At 63.9% G+C, this 15,600-nt stretch carries 16 protein-coding genes; 5 read left to right on the top strand and 11 right to left on the bottom strand.

All coding sequences use genetic code 11. The annotated features are described in order from the left end of the window. Positions 1-21: 21 nt before the first annotated feature. Positions 22-717: a Bax inhibitor-1/YccA family protein gene (locus tag A1D30_RS11310; RefSeq protein ID WP_063460938.1), complete on the bottom strand. Its 696-nt coding sequence runs from the start codon at positions 715-717 to the stop codon at positions 22-24. Positions 718-959: 242 nt separating this feature from the next. Here A1D30_RS11310 and A1D30_RS11305 point away from each other — a divergent pair, with 242 nt between their 5' ends. After that, on the top strand, positions 960-1,367 hold the full coding sequence (locus A1D30_RS11305; protein WP_063460711.1) for a heme-binding protein: 408 nt from the start codon (positions 960-962) through the stop codon (positions 1,365-1,367). A 288-nt stretch (positions 1,368-1,655) separates the two neighbouring features. Here the strand turns inward: A1D30_RS11305 and A1D30_RS11300 are convergent, their stop codons facing one another. The 9 genes from A1D30_RS11300 to A1D30_RS11260 all read right to left on the bottom strand — a co-directional run bounded on the left by A1D30_RS11300 (position 1,656) and on the right by A1D30_RS11260 (position 9,394). After that, positions 1,656-1,877: a hemin uptake protein HemP gene (locus A1D30_RS11300; protein WP_063460937.1), complete on the bottom strand. Its 222-nt coding sequence runs from the start codon at positions 1,875-1,877 to the stop codon at positions 1,656-1,658. A 280-nt stretch (positions 1,878-2,157) separates the two neighbouring features. Beyond that, positions 2,158-2,565 carry a biopolymer transporter ExbD gene (locus A1D30_RS11295; RefSeq protein ID WP_063460710.1) on the bottom strand — a complete coding sequence of 136 codons (408 nt, stop codon included), beginning with the start codon at positions 2,563-2,565 and terminating at the stop codon, positions 2,158-2,160. A gap of 3 nt (positions 2,566-2,568) precedes the next feature. Next, on the bottom strand, positions 2,569-3,288 hold the full coding sequence (locus tag A1D30_RS11290) for a MotA/TolQ/ExbB proton channel family protein (RefSeq protein WP_063460709.1): 720 nt from the start codon (positions 3,286-3,288) through the stop codon (positions 2,569-2,571). A gap of 41 nt (positions 3,289-3,329) precedes the next feature. Continuing rightward, positions 3,330-4,016: an energy transducer TonB gene (locus tag A1D30_RS11285; protein WP_063460708.1), complete on the bottom strand. Its 687-nt coding sequence runs from the start codon at positions 4,014-4,016 to the stop codon at positions 3,330-3,332. 98 nt (positions 4,017-4,114) lie between these two features. Next, positions 4,115-4,387 (bottom strand): (2Fe-2S)-binding protein, encoded by a 273-nt coding sequence (locus A1D30_RS11280; RefSeq protein WP_063460707.1) that lies wholly within the window; start codon positions 4,385-4,387, stop codon positions 4,115-4,117. Between the two features lie 155 nt (positions 4,388-4,542). Further along, on the bottom strand, positions 4,543-5,688 hold the full coding sequence (locus A1D30_RS11275; protein ID WP_063460706.1) for an alpha-hydroxy acid oxidase: 1,146 nt from the start codon (positions 5,686-5,688) through the stop codon (positions 4,543-4,545). Between the two features lie 127 nt (positions 5,689-5,815). Next, positions 5,816-6,508, bottom strand: coding sequence for a Fe2+-dependent dioxygenase (locus A1D30_RS11270; RefSeq protein WP_063460705.1), 693 nt, complete (start codon positions 6,506-6,508; stop codon positions 5,816-5,818). Between the two features lie 85 nt (positions 6,509-6,593). Beyond that, positions 6,594-8,717, bottom strand: a complete 2,124-nt coding sequence (locus A1D30_RS11265; protein ID WP_242421872.1) for a TonB-dependent siderophore receptor — start codon at positions 8,715-8,717, stop codon at positions 6,594-6,596. 356 nt (positions 8,718-9,073) lie between these two features. Further along, a complete protein-coding gene (locus tag A1D30_RS11260; RefSeq protein WP_015014555.1) occupies positions 9,074-9,394 on the bottom strand; it encodes an SWIB/MDM2 domain-containing protein in 321 nt (106 codons plus the stop codon). 322 nt (positions 9,395-9,716) lie between these two features. Between A1D30_RS11260 and rraA the strand changes: the two genes are divergently transcribed. After that, positions 9,717-10,229, top strand: coding sequence for a ribonuclease E activity regulator RraA (rraA, locus tag A1D30_RS11255; RefSeq protein WP_063460704.1), 513 nt, complete (start codon positions 9,717-9,719; stop codon positions 10,227-10,229). 15 nt (positions 10,230-10,244) lie between these two features. On the opposite strand, the gene A1D30_RS11250 is transcribed toward rraA, so the two are convergent. Further along, a complete protein-coding gene (locus A1D30_RS11250) occupies positions 10,245-11,207 on the bottom strand; it encodes a DMT family transporter (protein WP_063460703.1) in 963 nt (320 codons plus the stop codon). A 121-nt stretch (positions 11,208-11,328) separates the two neighbouring features. On the opposite strand from A1D30_RS11250, the gene A1D30_RS11245 reads away from it, so the two are divergent. From A1D30_RS11245 to thrS, 3 genes are all read left to right on the top strand, one after another. Beyond that, positions 11,329-11,748: a gamma-glutamylcyclotransferase family protein gene (locus tag A1D30_RS11245; protein ID WP_063460935.1), complete on the top strand. Its 420-nt coding sequence runs from the start codon at positions 11,329-11,331 to the stop codon at positions 11,746-11,748. A gap of 254 nt (positions 11,749-12,002) precedes the next feature. Next, a complete protein-coding gene (gene aceA / locus A1D30_RS11240; RefSeq protein ID WP_063460702.1) occupies positions 12,003-13,334 on the top strand; it encodes an isocitrate lyase in 1,332 nt (443 codons plus the stop codon). 316 nt (positions 13,335-13,650) lie between these two features. Next, the gene (gene thrS, locus A1D30_RS11235; protein WP_063460701.1) at positions 13,651-15,570 is read left to right on the top strand and encodes a threonine--tRNA ligase; all 1,920 of its coding nucleotides are present in this window, start codon (positions 13,651-13,653) and stop codon (positions 15,568-15,570) included. Positions 15,571-15,600: the final 30 nt, after the last annotated feature.

The raw sequence follows: 15,600 nt of genomic DNA, 5'->3' as shown, positions 1-15,600 counted from the left end.
GGGGCTGCAGCCCGGCGTGGCTTACTCGCGCTCGCCGCCCATGATGCCCAGCAGGGCCAGCAGGCTCTGGAACACGTTGAAGATGTCCAGGTACAGGGCCAGCGTGGCGCTGATGTAGTTGGTTTCGCCGCCGTCCAGGATCTGCTTGAGGTCATACAGCATGTAGGCGCTGAAGATGCCGATGGCCAGCATCGAGATCACCATCATGCCCACGGTGGAACCGACAAACACGTTGATGATGCCGCCGACCATGAGCACCAGCGCGCCCACCATCAGCCACTTGCCCATGCCCGAGAGGTCGCGCTTGATCACGCTGGCCAGGCTGGCCATCACGAAGAACACACCGGCGGTGCCGGCAAAGGCGGTCATGATCAGGTCGGTGCCATTCTTGAAGCCCAGCACCATGCCGATCAGGCGCGAGAGCATGAGGCCCATGAAGAAGGTGAAGGCGAGCAGCACGGGTACGCCAGCGGCCGAGCGCTTGGTCTTTTCGATCGCGAACATGAAGGCGAATGCGCCGCCCAGGAACACGATCAGGCCCAGGCCGCCTGTCAGCGAACGGGTGATGCCGGTGGCCACACCGATCCAGGCGCCCAGCACCGTGGGGATCATGCTCAGGGCCAGCAGCCAGTAGGTATTGCGCAGCACCTTGTGGCGCTCTTCCTGCGAGATGCCATAGCCCGCAGAGTGGCCCAGGGTGGTGACTTGGTCGTTCATCATCTTGTGTCTCTCCTTGTTGGCCTGCACAGCGCAGACGCCCCAAATTTTAGGCGTTGGCGGTTTTTGGCCGCGCAATAACCGCGTCCGGTCACCTACTTTTGGTAAGGGTACTTTCACCCTGCATGGGGGTGAGCACACCGCGTGATGCCGCTATGCTTGCGGCTCCCTCGGCCCGGGCGCTCCAACAGGGCGGGCCCGCGCGATTTTTTCCTTCCTCTTTTTCCTATCCGGATACCTCCATGAAAACCAAGCATGAACTCGAACTGGCCGACGTCAAGGCCATCGCCGCCGCCGCCGAAGCCGAGGCCCTCAAGAACAACTGGCCCGTGACCATCGCCATCGTGGACGACGGCGGCCACCTGCTGTGGCTGCAGCGCCTGGATGGCGCCGCTGCCGTGTCTTCGCACATTGCCCCCTCCAAGGCCCGCACGGCCGCGCTGGGCCGCCGCGAGAGCAAGGTGTACGAAGACGTCATCAACGGCGGCCGCACATCGTTCCTGAGCGCGCCCACCATCGACGGCCTGCTCGAAGGCGGCGTGCCGATCATGAAGGACGGCCAATGCCTGGGTGCCGTGGGCGTGAGCGGTGTGAAGTCCACCGAAGACGCGCAGATTGCCCGCGCCGGGATTGCGGCCCTGGGCCTGTAAAGGCGGCGTGGATGGATGGGCATATCCTGCCTGTCACGCACAAAAAAACCGGCTGGAGAGCCGGTTTTTTTATGGTGCGGCCGCTGCGGGTTCTGGCAGCGGCAGGTGAGGAACAGGATTCGCCATCGGGGAGAAAAAAAGCCTGGCTACGCGGGCGAACCCGTTGGCTGGCAAAAACGACCCTTGCGAGCTTGTTGCAAGCCCGGGAGTCGCCCCACGATGAAACTGTTGGGGGCTGGCAGCAGTCTGGCTGTGCTGCCGAAGGGAATGGGGGCAGGGCGGCTGCGCTTATTTGGTCAGGATCAGCTTGCCCAGCTTGGTGGCCTGCAGGCGGTACACCGAGCCGTTGTGGCTGATGGCCACGGCTTTCTGGCCTTGGAGCAGGGCGCTGCTGTCCACCGCCGCCGATACGGACTCTGCGCTGTGGGCGCCTTCCACCGGGGCGAGCGAAGCCGCCTTGTCGGATGCGGCGGAACGCAGGAGCGAGGCGGCGGTCAGGGTGGCTTGCATGGAGGTTTTTTCCTGTGTCATTGCATTGCGTTTTGCTAATGATAACGATTCGCAATTACGAGTCAAGCGAATTGCGTGTTTCTTTTTGTTCTTTTTTTGCCGGGTGGGCCAACGCTGATCTACCCTGCGCTGCCTCGTTGGAGCAGGCGCGGTGGGGTAGGGCGGCGGGACAGGGCGGCGGGCAGTAAAAAAGCCCGGCAAGCAAGGCTGGCCGGGCTGGGGCAACGAGAAACCCCGGGGCCAGGGGCTGCTACTGCTGCATGCCGCTATCTGCTGCTATCTACTGCGGGTCGGTCACAAACCCGATCTTGCGCACCCCGGCGCGCTGGGCGGCGGCCATGGCCTGGGCCACGTATTCGTAGCGCACGCTCTTGTCGCCCCGGATGTGCAGGTCCGGCTGGGGCTCCTTGGCGGCCTCGGCCTGCAGGCGGGGGAAGAGTTCTTCTTCCGTCACCTGCGATTCGTTCCAGTAGAACTTGCCATCGGCCGCCACCGACAGGCGCACGGTCTCGGGCTTGACGTTCTCGGGCTGGTTCGTGGCCCGGGGCAGGTCCACATTGACCGAGTGTTTCATCACCGGCACGGTGATGATGAAGATGATGAGCAGCACCAGCATGACGTCCACCAGGGGCGTCATGTTGATCTCGTTCATCACGTCATCGGCATCGTCTTGCGTTCCGAAAGCCATGGCTTAGTTGCCTTTCTTGATGGGCAGCACCTTGGCCTGTTCGCCACCGGCATTCACGCGGGCACCGGTCACGAAGTAGGCGTGCAGGTCGTGTGCAAAGCTGTTGAGGCCGCCCAGGATGGACTTGTTGCCGCGCACCAGCGCGTTGTAGCCCAGCACGGCGGGGATGGCCACGGCCAGGCCCAGGGCGGTCATGATCAGCGCCTCGCCGATGGGGCCGGCCACCTTGTCGATGGTGGACTGGCCCGACGTGCCAATGGCCACCAGCGCATGGTAGATGCCCCACACGGTGCCGAACAGGCCGATGAAGGGCGCGGTGGAGCCCACCGAGGCCAGGATGGCCAGGCCCGATTGCAGGCGGGCAGTGAATTCGTCGATGCAGTTGCGCAGGCAGCGGGTGACCCAGTCGCTCACGTCCAGGCTGTCGTGCAGGTGGGCCTTGGTGTTGCGGTGGTGGGCGGTGGCCTCACGGCCTTCCAGCGCCAGGTGGCGGAAGGGGTTGGTGGGGTCGGCGCCCAGCTTGGTCAGGCCTGCGGCAAAGTCTTCGCTGTGCCAGAAGTCCTGCGCGGCGCGGGTGTGCTTCTTGAACTTGATGATGTCCAGCGCCTTGATGAAGATGACGATCCACGAGGCCAGCGACATGGCCAGCAGGATGATGGCGACGGCGCGGGTGACAAAGTCGCCCTGAATCCATACGTTGGCGATGCCGAATTGCGATTCCATGAAAAAACTCCCTGAAGCGGTGATCTGAAACTGTGAACTGGTTATTCGAGAACGAAGTTGACCGGGACCAGATTCCACATGGTCTCGACCACTCCGTTGCGTTTGCCGGGCACAAAGCGCCAGCGCATGACGGCCTCCTGGGCCTGTTTGTCCAGGCGTTCGAAGCCGCTGGACTTGTTGACTTCCACCTTCTGCGGCGTGCCGTCGGTGCCGATGAGCACCCGCAGCACCACCTTGCCCTGCTCACCCATGCGTTTGCTGATGGCGGGGTAGCTGGGCTTGGGGTTGTTGAGGTAGGCGGCGTCGCTGGAGGGCAGCTCGATCTTGGGCGGCGCAGGCGGTGCCGGTGGGGCGGGCGGCGCCGGGGGGGCAACAGGCGCTTCGATGGGGGGCGCGGGCGGCTGGGGCGTGGTGATGCCCGTGGGCGCATTGGGCGCGGGTGTCGGGTCGGCAATCGCCACCGGCATGGGGGCCGGGCGCGGCGCGACCTTGGGGGCCGGGCGGGGCGGTGGTGGCGGTGCCGGGGGCGGCGGTGTGACCTTGGGGGGCGCGGGCGGGGCGATGAACTCGCTGAGCAGTTCGGCCGGCACGATGACCTCGGCCGCGCGGCGCAGCAGGCCCGACTGCAGGGCCCAGATGCCTGCCACATGCAGGGCGATCACGGAGCCCACGATCACGGTGTTGCGGCTGACACCCCCGGGGGTGGCAAAACGATCAGGGTGAGACATAAAAATGATAGCAACCAGCGCTTGTGTATCAGGCGCCAGGGGCTTAAAAGACCGATGTTACTTGCGGAAGATCCACCAGGCAGAGCCTGCGACGAGGATCAGGCTGCCAGCGAGTGTTGAGAGGAGTTCCATGACTTGCTTTCCAGGATGGAGCTGGCAAGCTGGATCGGCTGCGGTGCCACGTCATTGTGCAGGGCGGCCACAGGATTCGAAACACTGCACTGCGCCACCACGTCGCGGGCGCAGCTTTCGCAGCAACCGCATTGGGTGGCCACGCCCAGCTCGAACTGGATTTCATCGAAGCTCATGCCAGCACGCGCATGGCGGGCAATCTCACGGTCGGAAACCCGGCGGCAAACACAGACGATCATGGGGAGCAGGCGGTGTGGCTGGCTGTTGAAGGGATGGTTGCATTATAAATACGAATCTATCGCATTTGCAATAAATCATTCCTGCCGACAGGGGGAAGGGCTTTGATCGGCGTCAACACACCTCACCGGCCGCCACCTCCGGCCATCGTTGGCTGTCACCCGCCGGGGCGAAGGGCCGGGTCCTCTGCGGGGTCCAGCAACGCAGGGGTGGCGTCGGCCAGCGTGGCGCAGCCGGTGAGTGCCATGGCAACCTCCAGCTCGTCGCGCAGCAGGCGCAGCACATGGGCCACGCCTGTGGCCCCGGCATTGGCCAGGCCCCACACGGCGGGCCGCCCCACCAGCACGGCCGAGGCACCCAGCGCCATGGCCTTGAGCACATCGGTGCCGCGCCGGATGCCGCCGTCCACCAGCACCGGCACAGCCCCGCCCACGGCCTGCACCACGCGAGGCAGGGCGGTGGCGGTGGCAGGGGCGGTGTCCAGCGTGCGGCCGCCGTGGTTGGAGACGATCAGGCCTGCCGCACCCGCTGCCACGGCCTGGCGCGCGTCGGCTGGGTGCAGCACGCCCTTGAGCAGCACGGGCAGGCGGGTGATGGACTGCAGCCAGGCCACGTCGTCCCAGGTGGGCGCCTGGTGCAGCAGGCCGTCAAACAGCGCGCTCTGGCCGGGGCGCAGGTCGGGTGGTGGTGGCGGCGGCAGGCCCGCGAGGTTGACCGGGCCCACGCCGGGCGGCAGCCGGAAGCCCGCGCGCCGCTCGCGGTCGCGCACGCCGCTGGTGGGGGCATCCACCGTGAGCACCAGGGCTTCATAGCCCGCCGCCTCGGCCCGCTGCACCAGCGCCTGGGTAAAGCCCCGGTCGTGTTGCAGGTAGAGCTGGAACCACAGCGGGCCGCGCCCCGGGTCGGGCTGCACGGCCTCGGCGATGGCTTCAAGCGACACGCTGGCCTGGGTGCTGAGCACCACGCCCGCGCCCAGCGCCGCCGCCGCATAGGCCATGGCCAGTTCGCCATCGGCGTGGGCCAGGCGCTGGAAGGCGACCGGGGCTAGCAGGATGGGGTGGGCCAGCGTGCGCCCCAGCAGCTGCACCCGGGTGTGGCCGCCCGCCAGCGGCCGCAGCACGCGGGGCCACAGGGGCAGGGCGTCCCAGGCGCTGCGGTTGGCGCGCAGGGTGATCTCGTCGCCCGCGCCGCCGCTGAAGTAGGCCCAGGCGTTGTCGTCCAGCTGCTGGCGTGCCTGGAGTTCGTGGTCGGCCAGGTTGGCGATCTCGGGCGGCAGCCGGTGGCGGGCGGGGGTGTCAGTCATACCAATGAAAAAAGCACCTTGCGCGCTTTCAGTATGCGCGAGGTGCTATTGAAATAGGAGTAAATCTGGCAAGGCAGGGGTGCGCGGCGCGAAAGGGCCGTGGTGCCTGGCTGCCAGGGGAGGTGGCTCACACGTCGGCCCACATGCGCAGCAGGTTGTGGTACGTGCCCGAGAGCGCAATGACCGACGGCTCCGTCTCGCCCACGCTCTGGCGCAGCCGCAGCAGCGACATGTCCATGTCGAACAGCAGCTGCCGCTGCTCCAGCCCGCGCACCATGCTTTCGACCCAGAAGAAGCTGCTGATGCGCTGCCCGCGTGTGACGGGCGACACCTGGTGCACGGTGCTGCTGGGGTACAAAACCATGTCGCCTGCAGGCAGCTTGATGCGTTTTTCGCCCCAGGCTTCGGTGGCTACCAGTTCGCCGCCGTCGTATTCGTCCGGCGGGGTGAGGAACAGCGTGCACGACAGGTCGCTGCGCACCCAGCCGTTGTCGGCCTTGGAGTGCATGACGGCGCTATCGACATGGTTGCCGTAGGCGTTGGCGCCGCCGCCGTAGTGGTTGAACAGCGGGTTGTAGATGCGCCGGGGCAGGGCAGCCGAGAAAAACAGTGCGTTGCGGTGCAGTGCCGCCTTCACCAGGCCCTGCAACTGGGCCGACAGCTCGCTGTCCTGGGCCAGTTGCCGGTTGTTCTTCTGGTGCACGGCCTGGCCGCCTGCGCTGCGGGCGCCGTCCACCCAGGGGGTGTCGGGGGCCCAGAGCTGCTGTCGGAAGAAGGAGACTTCTTCGGCCGTGAGAACGTGGGGGATGTGCATAAACATGGGGGCCCATTGTGACTCCGCCCCAGTGAAGGGGCGGAGTCGTTTCGTCAAAACATCGGCACTTTCACAGTGCGTCAGGAGCGCATCAGAAGCGCGTCTTGATCGACAGCTGCACGGAACGCGCCGTGCCCGGCGTGTAGAAGCCACGGTACAGGCCGTCGGCGTAGGTGCGGTCGAACAGGTTGCTCACGTTCAGCTTGAGCGTGGTCTTGTCGTCAAACGCGTACTCGGCCATGGCGTCCATCACGGCAAAGCCGCTGGCGTACACCGCGCGCGAACCCTCGGGGTTCTGCTTGCTGCGGTAGGTCAGGCCAGCGCCCAGGCGCAGCTTGGAGGTGACGGCGTAGGTGCTCCACACGCTGCCGCTGTGCTTGGGCGTGAGGCCGGGGCGGTCGCCCTGCACCTGGGCACCGCCACCGTTGGCGGCGAGCGCCACGTTGCTCTTGTCGATCTTGGCCGAGGGGATCCAGGTGTGGTTGGCGAACACTTCCCACTGGGGCGTGAGGCGGCCGGCCAGGTTGAACTCCATGCCGGTGGCGTGGCGCTTGCCCGAGAGCAGTTCTTGCGCGGCTGCGGTGTCGGGGTCGGTGTTGCGCTCGTTGTACTTCTCGCTGCGGAACACGGCCACACCCAGCAGGGCGCGGCGCTCGAACAGCTCGAACTTGCTGCCGATCTCGAAGTTGCGGCTCTTCTCGGGGTCGGTGTTGGCCGTGCGGGACGTGTTGGCGCCGGGGTTGCCGAACTGGTAGGTGTCGCCCGAGGTGTTGTACGAGGTGCCGAACGACGCGTAGTAAGAGACCAGTTCGCTGGGCTGGAACAGCAGGCCTACGCGGGGGCTGACCAGGCTGTCGGAGCGGGAGTTGCTCAGTGCGCCGGTCGCGTTCTTGTAGGAGGCCTTGAAGTTGTCATAACGCAGGCCGCCCACCAGCTTCAGGGTGTCGTTCAGCGCCATCGTGTCCTGGAAGTACATGCCCAGGTTGCGCGACTTGAAGGTGTTCCACTGCACGGGCGTACGGCCATCGGCCACCCAGGCGCCATCGTTGGGCGAACCGACGGTGGTGGTGGGGCGGGTGGTGGTGTTGGGGTAGTTCTGGTTGCGCTTGGCATCGTCGTCGAAGTAATCGACGCCCGCCAGCACGGCGTGCTTCTTGCCGCCCCAGTTGAAGGTGTTGCTGTAGTCGCTTTGCACCTGCAGCACATCGCTTTCGCCCAGGCGGCCCTTGGAGCCACGCGTCAGCACGGTGTTGCCGTTGATCTGGTCGAGCGTGATGGCGCTGTTCTGAAAGCCGATGGTGCTGGCCAGCAGGTCGCGCTCGTAGGTGCCGTAGCGCAGGCGCGTGTTCAGCTCGCCATTGTTGTCAAAGCGGTGGATGTGGCCCAGCGTCACGTGCTGCGCCGAGGTGTTGTTGTGGTCGCTGGCCAGGCCGTAGTAGTTGCGGGCTTCGAGCGGCGTGTTGATCTTGCCGTCCACCACGCGCCAGGGGTGGTTGTACAGGGGGCGGCCCTTGGATTCGAGGTAGTACAGGCCGATGGAGAACTCATCTCGCGTGCCGATGCCCCAGGCGAAGGTGGGCGCAATGCCGCGCTTGTCCTGCTTGGCGCCGTAGTTGTCGAACTCCTGCACCATGGCGTTCAGGCGGAAGGCCGCGTTTTCGCCAGTCTTGAAGTTGAAGTCGCCCGTGGCGCGGTGGTATTGGCCGGTGCCGTAGGTGTACGAGGCTTCGTGCTGGTCGATCAGCAGGGGCGCCTTGTTGACCTGGTTGACCACGCCGCCCGTAGAGCCCTTGCCAAACAGCATGGATGCCGAGCCCTTGAGCACTTCGACGCGGTCCAGGTTGAAGGTGTCGCGCTCGATCAGCGGGGCGTCCTTCATGCCGTCCACATAGATATCGCCCGCCTGGCCCAGCGAGAAGCCGCGCAGGCGCACGTCTTCTTCACCCGTTTCGCCCGACTGGAAGGTCACGCCCGCAGTGTTGCGCAGCACCTCGCGGAAGTCGTCCATGTTGCGGTCGTTCATCTGCTTTTCGGTGAACACCGTCACGGACTGGGGGATGTCCTTGATGTCCTGGTTGCCCTTGCCGACCGTGGTCTTTTTGAGCAACAGGGTGTCCTTGCCTTGCACTTCGGCGGCTTCTTTCACCGTCACGGTGGACAGGGTGGTCTCTTTGGGGCTGGTCTGTGCCATGGCGCCCATGGAGGCGGCCAGCATCAGGGCGCCCAGGGGCAGCAGGGCCTTGTCGGACGAGGAGACGGGGGCGAAGGACGGGAGGGATGCGTTTTTACGCAGCGTGGGGCTGCGGCGCTGTGCGCGTGATTTTGCCAAGATGGCCTCCATCGATGGGGTGCAGGGGGGACGATGTGCGGATGGCGCGCGGAGCGCCAAATGCAGCGAGAGGCAGTGGCTAGATCAACATGGCTGTGCGTCGTCGTGCCGCTTTATGTTACATCAAATGCGGGTCATTCTCATTTGTGTTGATGTTCGCATGCCACACTTTCAGAGGGGCTGAAATGAAAAAAGCCGGCTGAGCCGGCTTTTTTCGGGTGCTGCGGGTGCAGTGCGTCGGTTTACTTGACGTGCTTGCCAATCAGGCCAGCCAGTTCAAACATGGACACTTGGGGCTTGCCGAACAGCTCCTTGAGCTTGGCATCGGCGTTGATGTTGCGCTTGTTGGTGGCGTCCTGCAGGTTGTTGGCCTTGATGTAGACCCACAGCTTGCTGATGATCTCCGTGCGTGGCAGCGGTGCCGAGCCCACCACGGCGGCCAGCGCGGGGCTGGGCGTGAGCGCCTTCATGAAGGCGGCGTTGGGGGTGCGCTTCTTGGCGGGGGCAGCGGCCTTCTTGGCTGCTGGGGCTGTGGTTGCCGGAGCTTTTTTTGCAGTTGCCATGTTGGGTTTTCCTTGTTGGAAGTAAATTTTCACCAGCGAAAACGACGCTTTCCCACTGGCAGAGCGATGCTAATGGGAAAAAAACGCGTTTCCAAGGGAGAAACGGCTTTTTTTGCCTCGATTTGTAGCGGTGGCGCCGCGCAGCGCGCAGCAATTCGCCGCAGGGCCGCGCCAGCCTTGACAAAAGCCCGGGGCTGGGTGGCCTGGCCTGGGCCTGCGTGGGGCGCGCTGATTCGTGCAGAGGGTCCCTGCGGCGTGCGTTGCGCAGACAATCCTGGCCTGGCCCGTTTCACTGACCTCCTCTTTGAAAGATTTTGTCTCTATGTCCGCAGCTTCCAACCCTCCCTTCTCCACCTGTGACTTCTGCGATGTGCACAAGGCCGATGTGAGTGGCGCGTTCCGCGTTTTGCCGCCCGTTTTTCAGAGCTATGGCGGCAAGCGGGTGTTTGCGGGCCCGGTCACCACCGTCAAATGCCACGAAGACAACTCCCTGGTCAAAGCCGCCGTGGAGTCGCCGGGCGAGGGCCGCGTGCTGGTGGTAGATGGCGGGGGCTCGCTGCGCCGCGCGCTGGTGGGCGGCAACCTGGCGGCTGCAGCGGCGCACAACGGCTGGGCGGGTGTGGTAGTGGATGGCTGCGTGCGCGATGTGGCCGAGCTGAACGCCGCCGCCGTGGGCATCCGGGCGCTGGCGCTCATACCGCTGCCCACCGAGCGCCGGGGCGAAGGCCAGCGCGATGTGGCGGTGCTGATGCAGGGCGTGTGGGTGCGGCCGGGCGACTGGCTGTATGCCGATGCCGACGGCATCGTGGTCAGCGCGCAGGCGTTGACTGCTTGACGGTCGTTGTGCGGGTCAGGATCGGTCGGGGCGGTCGCCCCGGCCCACGCGCAGTGCAGCGCGGGAGGGCAGGGTGGCCATCAGCACACTGGCCAGCGCAATCGCAAATGCGAGCAATTGCAGGCCTGTGAGCGACTCGCCCAGCACCAGCACGCCCACCAGCGCGGCACTGACCGGCAGCAGCACCGAGAACACACCGCCCTGCGCGGCGGGCACAACCTTGAGCCCTGTCATCCAGAGCCACACGGTCCACATGCAGGCCGCCAGGGCATAGAACAGCAGCAGCGCCCAGGTGCCCCAGCCGACGGCGCCGAAGTCGAAACCCAGTGCCAGGTACAGCCCGAACGGCGTGGTCAGCACAAAGCCCCACAGGTTGATGAGCGCGGTGATGCGTTTGGGCCCCAGGCTGCCCGTGAGCTTCTTGCCGATCACGGTGTACGCCGCCTCACAGACCACAGCCCCCACCAGCAGCAACTGCCCCAGCCAGGCCAGGTTCTGAGGGTTTTTGGCTGCTACCGCCTGACCAGCATGGGCTGAGTGCTCTGGTTTTGATAGTGAAAACAGCGCAATGCCTGCCACGGCGCAGACCACTGCCAGCCAGGTGCGTGGCGCCACCCGCTCGCGCAGGAACGCCCAGCCCATCAGCGCCACGGCGGCCGGGATGGCGGCCATGGTCACGCCTGCCGACACCGCATCGGTCAGGCTCACGCCGTAGATCATGCAGATGGTGAACAGAAAGTTGCCCAGGAACGACTCCAGGAACAGCAGCCGCCGGGTCTGCGGGGTGAGCGGGGGCTCGTCCGCCGGTTTCTTGAGCCAGTGCAGCATGGCCAGGCCGCCGATGCCAAAACGCATCCAGGCCAGCAGGAGCACCGGCAGCACGGCCGCCAGCGGCTTGGACAGGGCCACATAGCTGCCCACCAGCGACATGCTGAGTGCCAGGCACAGATAGGCAAAGGGGCGGTTGGGCGTGTTCACTAGACTGGGTGCTGTTCAACAAAAACGGCTTACGCAAATAGGTTCAAGCGCAGCGCTCGCCATAGGGCGAAGCCTGCTTTGCATCCTTGTTGGCGCAAGCCCTCAAAAAAGAGTGCGCATCATGCCCGACGAATCCGTGCCGCCTCGGCCACCCCGCTGCGTTTTTGTCTACGGCACGCTGCGCCTTGGCGGCAGCAACGACATCACGCGGCTGCAGCCCGCGCCCCGGTTTGTGGGGCCTGCGCAGGTGGCCGGTGTGCTGTACCACCTGGGGGCCTATCCGGGTTTGTTGCTGGGCGGCGATCAGTGGGTGGTGGGCGAGGTCTATGCCATCGAACCGGCGCTGGAAGCCATCCTGGATGCCATTGAGGGCGTGGTGGGCCAACCGGGCGATGAGTACATCCGGCGGGAGGTGGTGGTGCTGGTTGAGGGGCGGCCGCTGGCCTGTCTGCTGTACGAGATCAACCCACCGTACGTGGCGGCGGCCCCGGTGATTGCCTCGGGCGACTGGCTCCAGGCGGTGGCTCTCAAAAGTCATTGAATTTCCCGTAATGTGAAAGTTATTTTTCTCAATGCAAAACGCAATAGATGCTGCATTGCCGCAATTTTTCTCGATATGAGAAATCAATTTCTGTATTGAGAAATCCCGTGGTTAAGTGGTTGTTTTGAAAGAAGAAAATTTATCTCTTCTATAAGACATAAGAGCTTGCACAAGTCTTATAGAAGACTTAAAGTTGTCTTCAAGGGCAGCACACAGCAGCCCGGCGTTTTCAACCAACCCCCTGGAGTGATCTCATGCCCCAATCCCTCAATGAACAACTGAGCCGCGAACAGCAAATTGCCGCCCTGGAAAAAGACTGGGCGACCAACCCCCGCTGGAAGGGTGTGAAGCGCGGTTACTCCGCTGCCGACGTGGTGCGTCTGCGTGGTTCGCTGCCCATCGAGCACACGCTCGCCAAGCGCGGCGCTGAAAAGCTGTGGGACAAGATCAATGGCGGCGCCAAGAAGGGCTATGTGAACGCGTTCGGCGCGATCTCTGCCGGCCAGGCCATGCAGCAAGCCAAGGCGGGCCTGGAAGCCGTGTACCTGTCGGGCTGGCAAGTCGCCGCTGACGGCAACACCAGCGAAACCATGTACCCCGACCAGTCGCTGTACGCCTACGACTCGGTGCCCACCATGGTTCGCCGCATCAACAACACCTTCAAGCGCGCTGACGAAATCCAGTGGGGCCGTGGCATCAACCCCGGCGACAAGGAATTCATCGACTACTTCCTGCCCATCGTGGCCGATGCAGAAGCCGGCTTCGGCGGCGTGCTGAACGCCTTCGAACTGATGAAGAACATGATTCAAAGCGGCGCTGCTGGCGTTCACTTTGAAGACCAGCTGGCTGCCGTGAAGAAGTGCGGCCACATGGGCGGCAAGGTGCTGGTTCCTACGCAAGAAGCCTGCGAAAAGCTGATCTCTGCACGTTTTGCTGCAGACGTGATGGGCGTGTCCACCATCGTGCTGGCCCGCACCGACGCAGAAGCCGCCAACCTGATCACGTCCGACCACGACGCCAACGACAAGCCTTTCCTGACCGGCGAGCGCACGCAAGAAGGCTTCTACCGCGTCAAGAACGGCCTGGAACAAGCCATCAGCCGTGGCGTGGCCTACGCCCCCTACGCCGACCTGGTGTGGTGCGAAACCGGCGTGCCAGACATCGGCTTCGCCCGTGAGTTTGCGCAAGCCGTGCACGCCGCCTGCCCCGGCAAGCTGCTGTCGTACAACTGCTCGCCTTCCTTCAACTGGAAGAAGAACCTCAACGACAAGCAGATCGCTTCGTTCCAGGAAGACCTGTCGGCTCTGGGCTACAAGTACCAGTTCATCACGCTGGCTGGCATCCACATCAACTGGTTCAATACGTTCCAATTTGCCCACGCATACGCCAACGGCGAAGGCATGAAGCACTACGTGAACATGGTGCAAGAGCCAGAATTCGCAGCACGCGACAAGGGCTACACCTTCGTGTCGCACCAGCAAGAAGTGGGCGCAGGCTACTTCGACGACGTGACCACGGTGATCCAGGGCGGCTCGTCCTCCGTGAAGGCCCTGACGGGTTCGACCGAAGAAGAGCAGTTCCACTGATCTGAGGGGCTGATGCGCCGCCTGGGTGTGGCGCAAAATGCACCGGATGAAGGCCCGAAGCACCAGCTTCGGGCTTTTTTGTTGGCGGCAAGGTTAAAATGCCAGCACATTCACTGCACAAGAGCGAGAAAGGCAATCTGGTTATGACACCGCGAACTACATCGGAGATGTTGACCGGCCGCTAAGGCTGGCTGTTCGCGCCTGCACGAGATTGCACACCCCTCCAAAAGCGCGGACCTGTTCCGCGCTTTTTTGTTTTCTGGGCCTGGCGCGTGCCCGCACCCATTGCACTGATTGAAAAGAAAGAGTTACTCCCATGATTCACATCACGCTTCCTGATGGCTCGCAGCGCGAATTCCCGGGCCCTGTCACGGTGGCCGAAGTGGCCGCCTCTATCGGCGCTGGCCTGGCCAAGGCCGCCCTTGCGGGCAAGATCGACGGCAAGGTGGTGGACACCAGCCACCAGATCACGGCCGACAGCCCGCTGTCCATCATCACGGCCAAGGATGCCGATGGCCTGGAGGTCATTCGCCACTCTACAGCGCACTTGCTGGCCTATGCCGTCAAGGAGCTGTTTCCGGAGGCCCAGGTGACCATTGGCCCGGTGATCGAGAACGGCTTCTTCTACGACTTCTCATACAAGCGCCCCTTCACGCCTGAGGACCTGGTGGCCATCGAAAAGCGCATGACCGAACTCGCCGCCAAGGACGAGCCCGTGGTACGTCGCGTTCTGCCGCGCGACGAGGCCGTGGCCTACTTCAAGGGCCTGGGCGAGCGCTACAAGGCCGAGATCATTGCGAGCATCCCGAGCAACGAGGATGTGAGCCTGTACCGCGAAGGCAATTTTGAAGACCTGTGCCGTGGCCCCCATGTGCCCAGCACGGGCAAGCTGAAGTTCTTCAAGCTGATGAAGGTGGCGGGCGCCTACTGGCGCGGTGACCATCGCAACGAGATGCTGCAGCGTATCTATGGCACGGCCTGGACTTCCAAGGAGGAACTGCAGCAGTACCTGACGATGCTGGAAGAGGCCGAAAAGCGCGACCACCGCAAGCTGGGTCGTGAACTGGATCTGTTCCATATGGACGAGCATTCGCCCGGCACCGTGTTCTGGCACCCCAAGGGCTGGGCTTTGTGGCAGGAGGTGGAGCAGTACATGCGCCGCGTGTACCGCAACAACGGCTACCAGGAAGTGAAGGGCCCGCAGATCCTGGACAAGAGCCTGTGGGAGAAGACGGGCCACTGGGACAAGTACCGCGACAACATGTTCACGACCGAGTCGGAAAAGCGTGAGTACGCGCTCAAGCCGATGAATTGCCCCGGCCACATCCTGATCTACAAGCAGGGCATCAAGAGCTACCGCGACCTGCCATTGCGCTACGGCGAGTTCGGTGCCTGCCACCGCAATGAGCCCACGGGCGGCCTGCACGGCATCATGCGCGTGCGCGGCTTTACGCAGGACGATGGCCACATCTTCTGTACCGAGGAGCAGGTTTTGGAAGAGTGCGCCAACTACACGGCGCTGGTGCAGAAGGTCTACAAGGACTTCGGCTTCACGGACATCATCTACAAGGTGGCCACGCGCCCCGAGGCGCGCATCGGCTCGGATGAGTCGTGGGACCGCGCCGAAAAGGCGCTCATGGACGGCCTGCGCCATTCGGGCTGCGAGTTCGAGATCGCCGAAGGCGAGGGCGCGTTTTACGGCCCCAAGATCGAGTACACGCTCAAGGACGCCTTGGGCCGCCAGTGGCAGTGCGGCACGATGCAGATCGACCCGAACCTGCCTGAGCGCCTGGACGCCGAATACGTGGCCGAAGACGGCACCCGCAAACGCCCACTGATGCTGCACCGCGCGACGGTGGGCAGCATGGAGCGCTTCATCGGGATGCTGATTGAGCACTATGCTGGCGCCTTCCCTGTGTGGCTTGCGCCGGTGCAGGTTTCTGTGCTCAATATCACCGATGCGCAGGCCGATTACTGTCGCGAAATTGCAGCAAAACTGCAAAAAGCACTGCCGAATCAAGACCTTAGAGTGGCGGTCGATCTGCGCAATGAGAAGATTACGTATAAAATACGTGAGCATTCGTTGCAAAAGCTGCCGTACATCCTTGTCGCGGGCGACAAGGAGAAGGCCGCAGGAGCCGTCGCAGTGCGCGGCCGAGGCAATCGTGACCTCGGCGTGATGTCCGTTGAAGCGTTCGCTGAGCTGATCGCCCAAGACATCGCCACCAAAGCCTGATTTTTGCCTTAAAACATGCTTTGGCGCCTG

Origin of the sequence: Acidovorax sp. GW101-3H11, assembly GCF_001633105.1 — a bacterium.
Lineage (GTDB): Bacteria > Pseudomonadota > Gammaproteobacteria > Burkholderiales > Burkholderiaceae_C > Acidovorax.
Note: the sequence above shows the minus strand (reverse complement) of the source record. Positions and strands in the feature narration are given on the sequence as shown.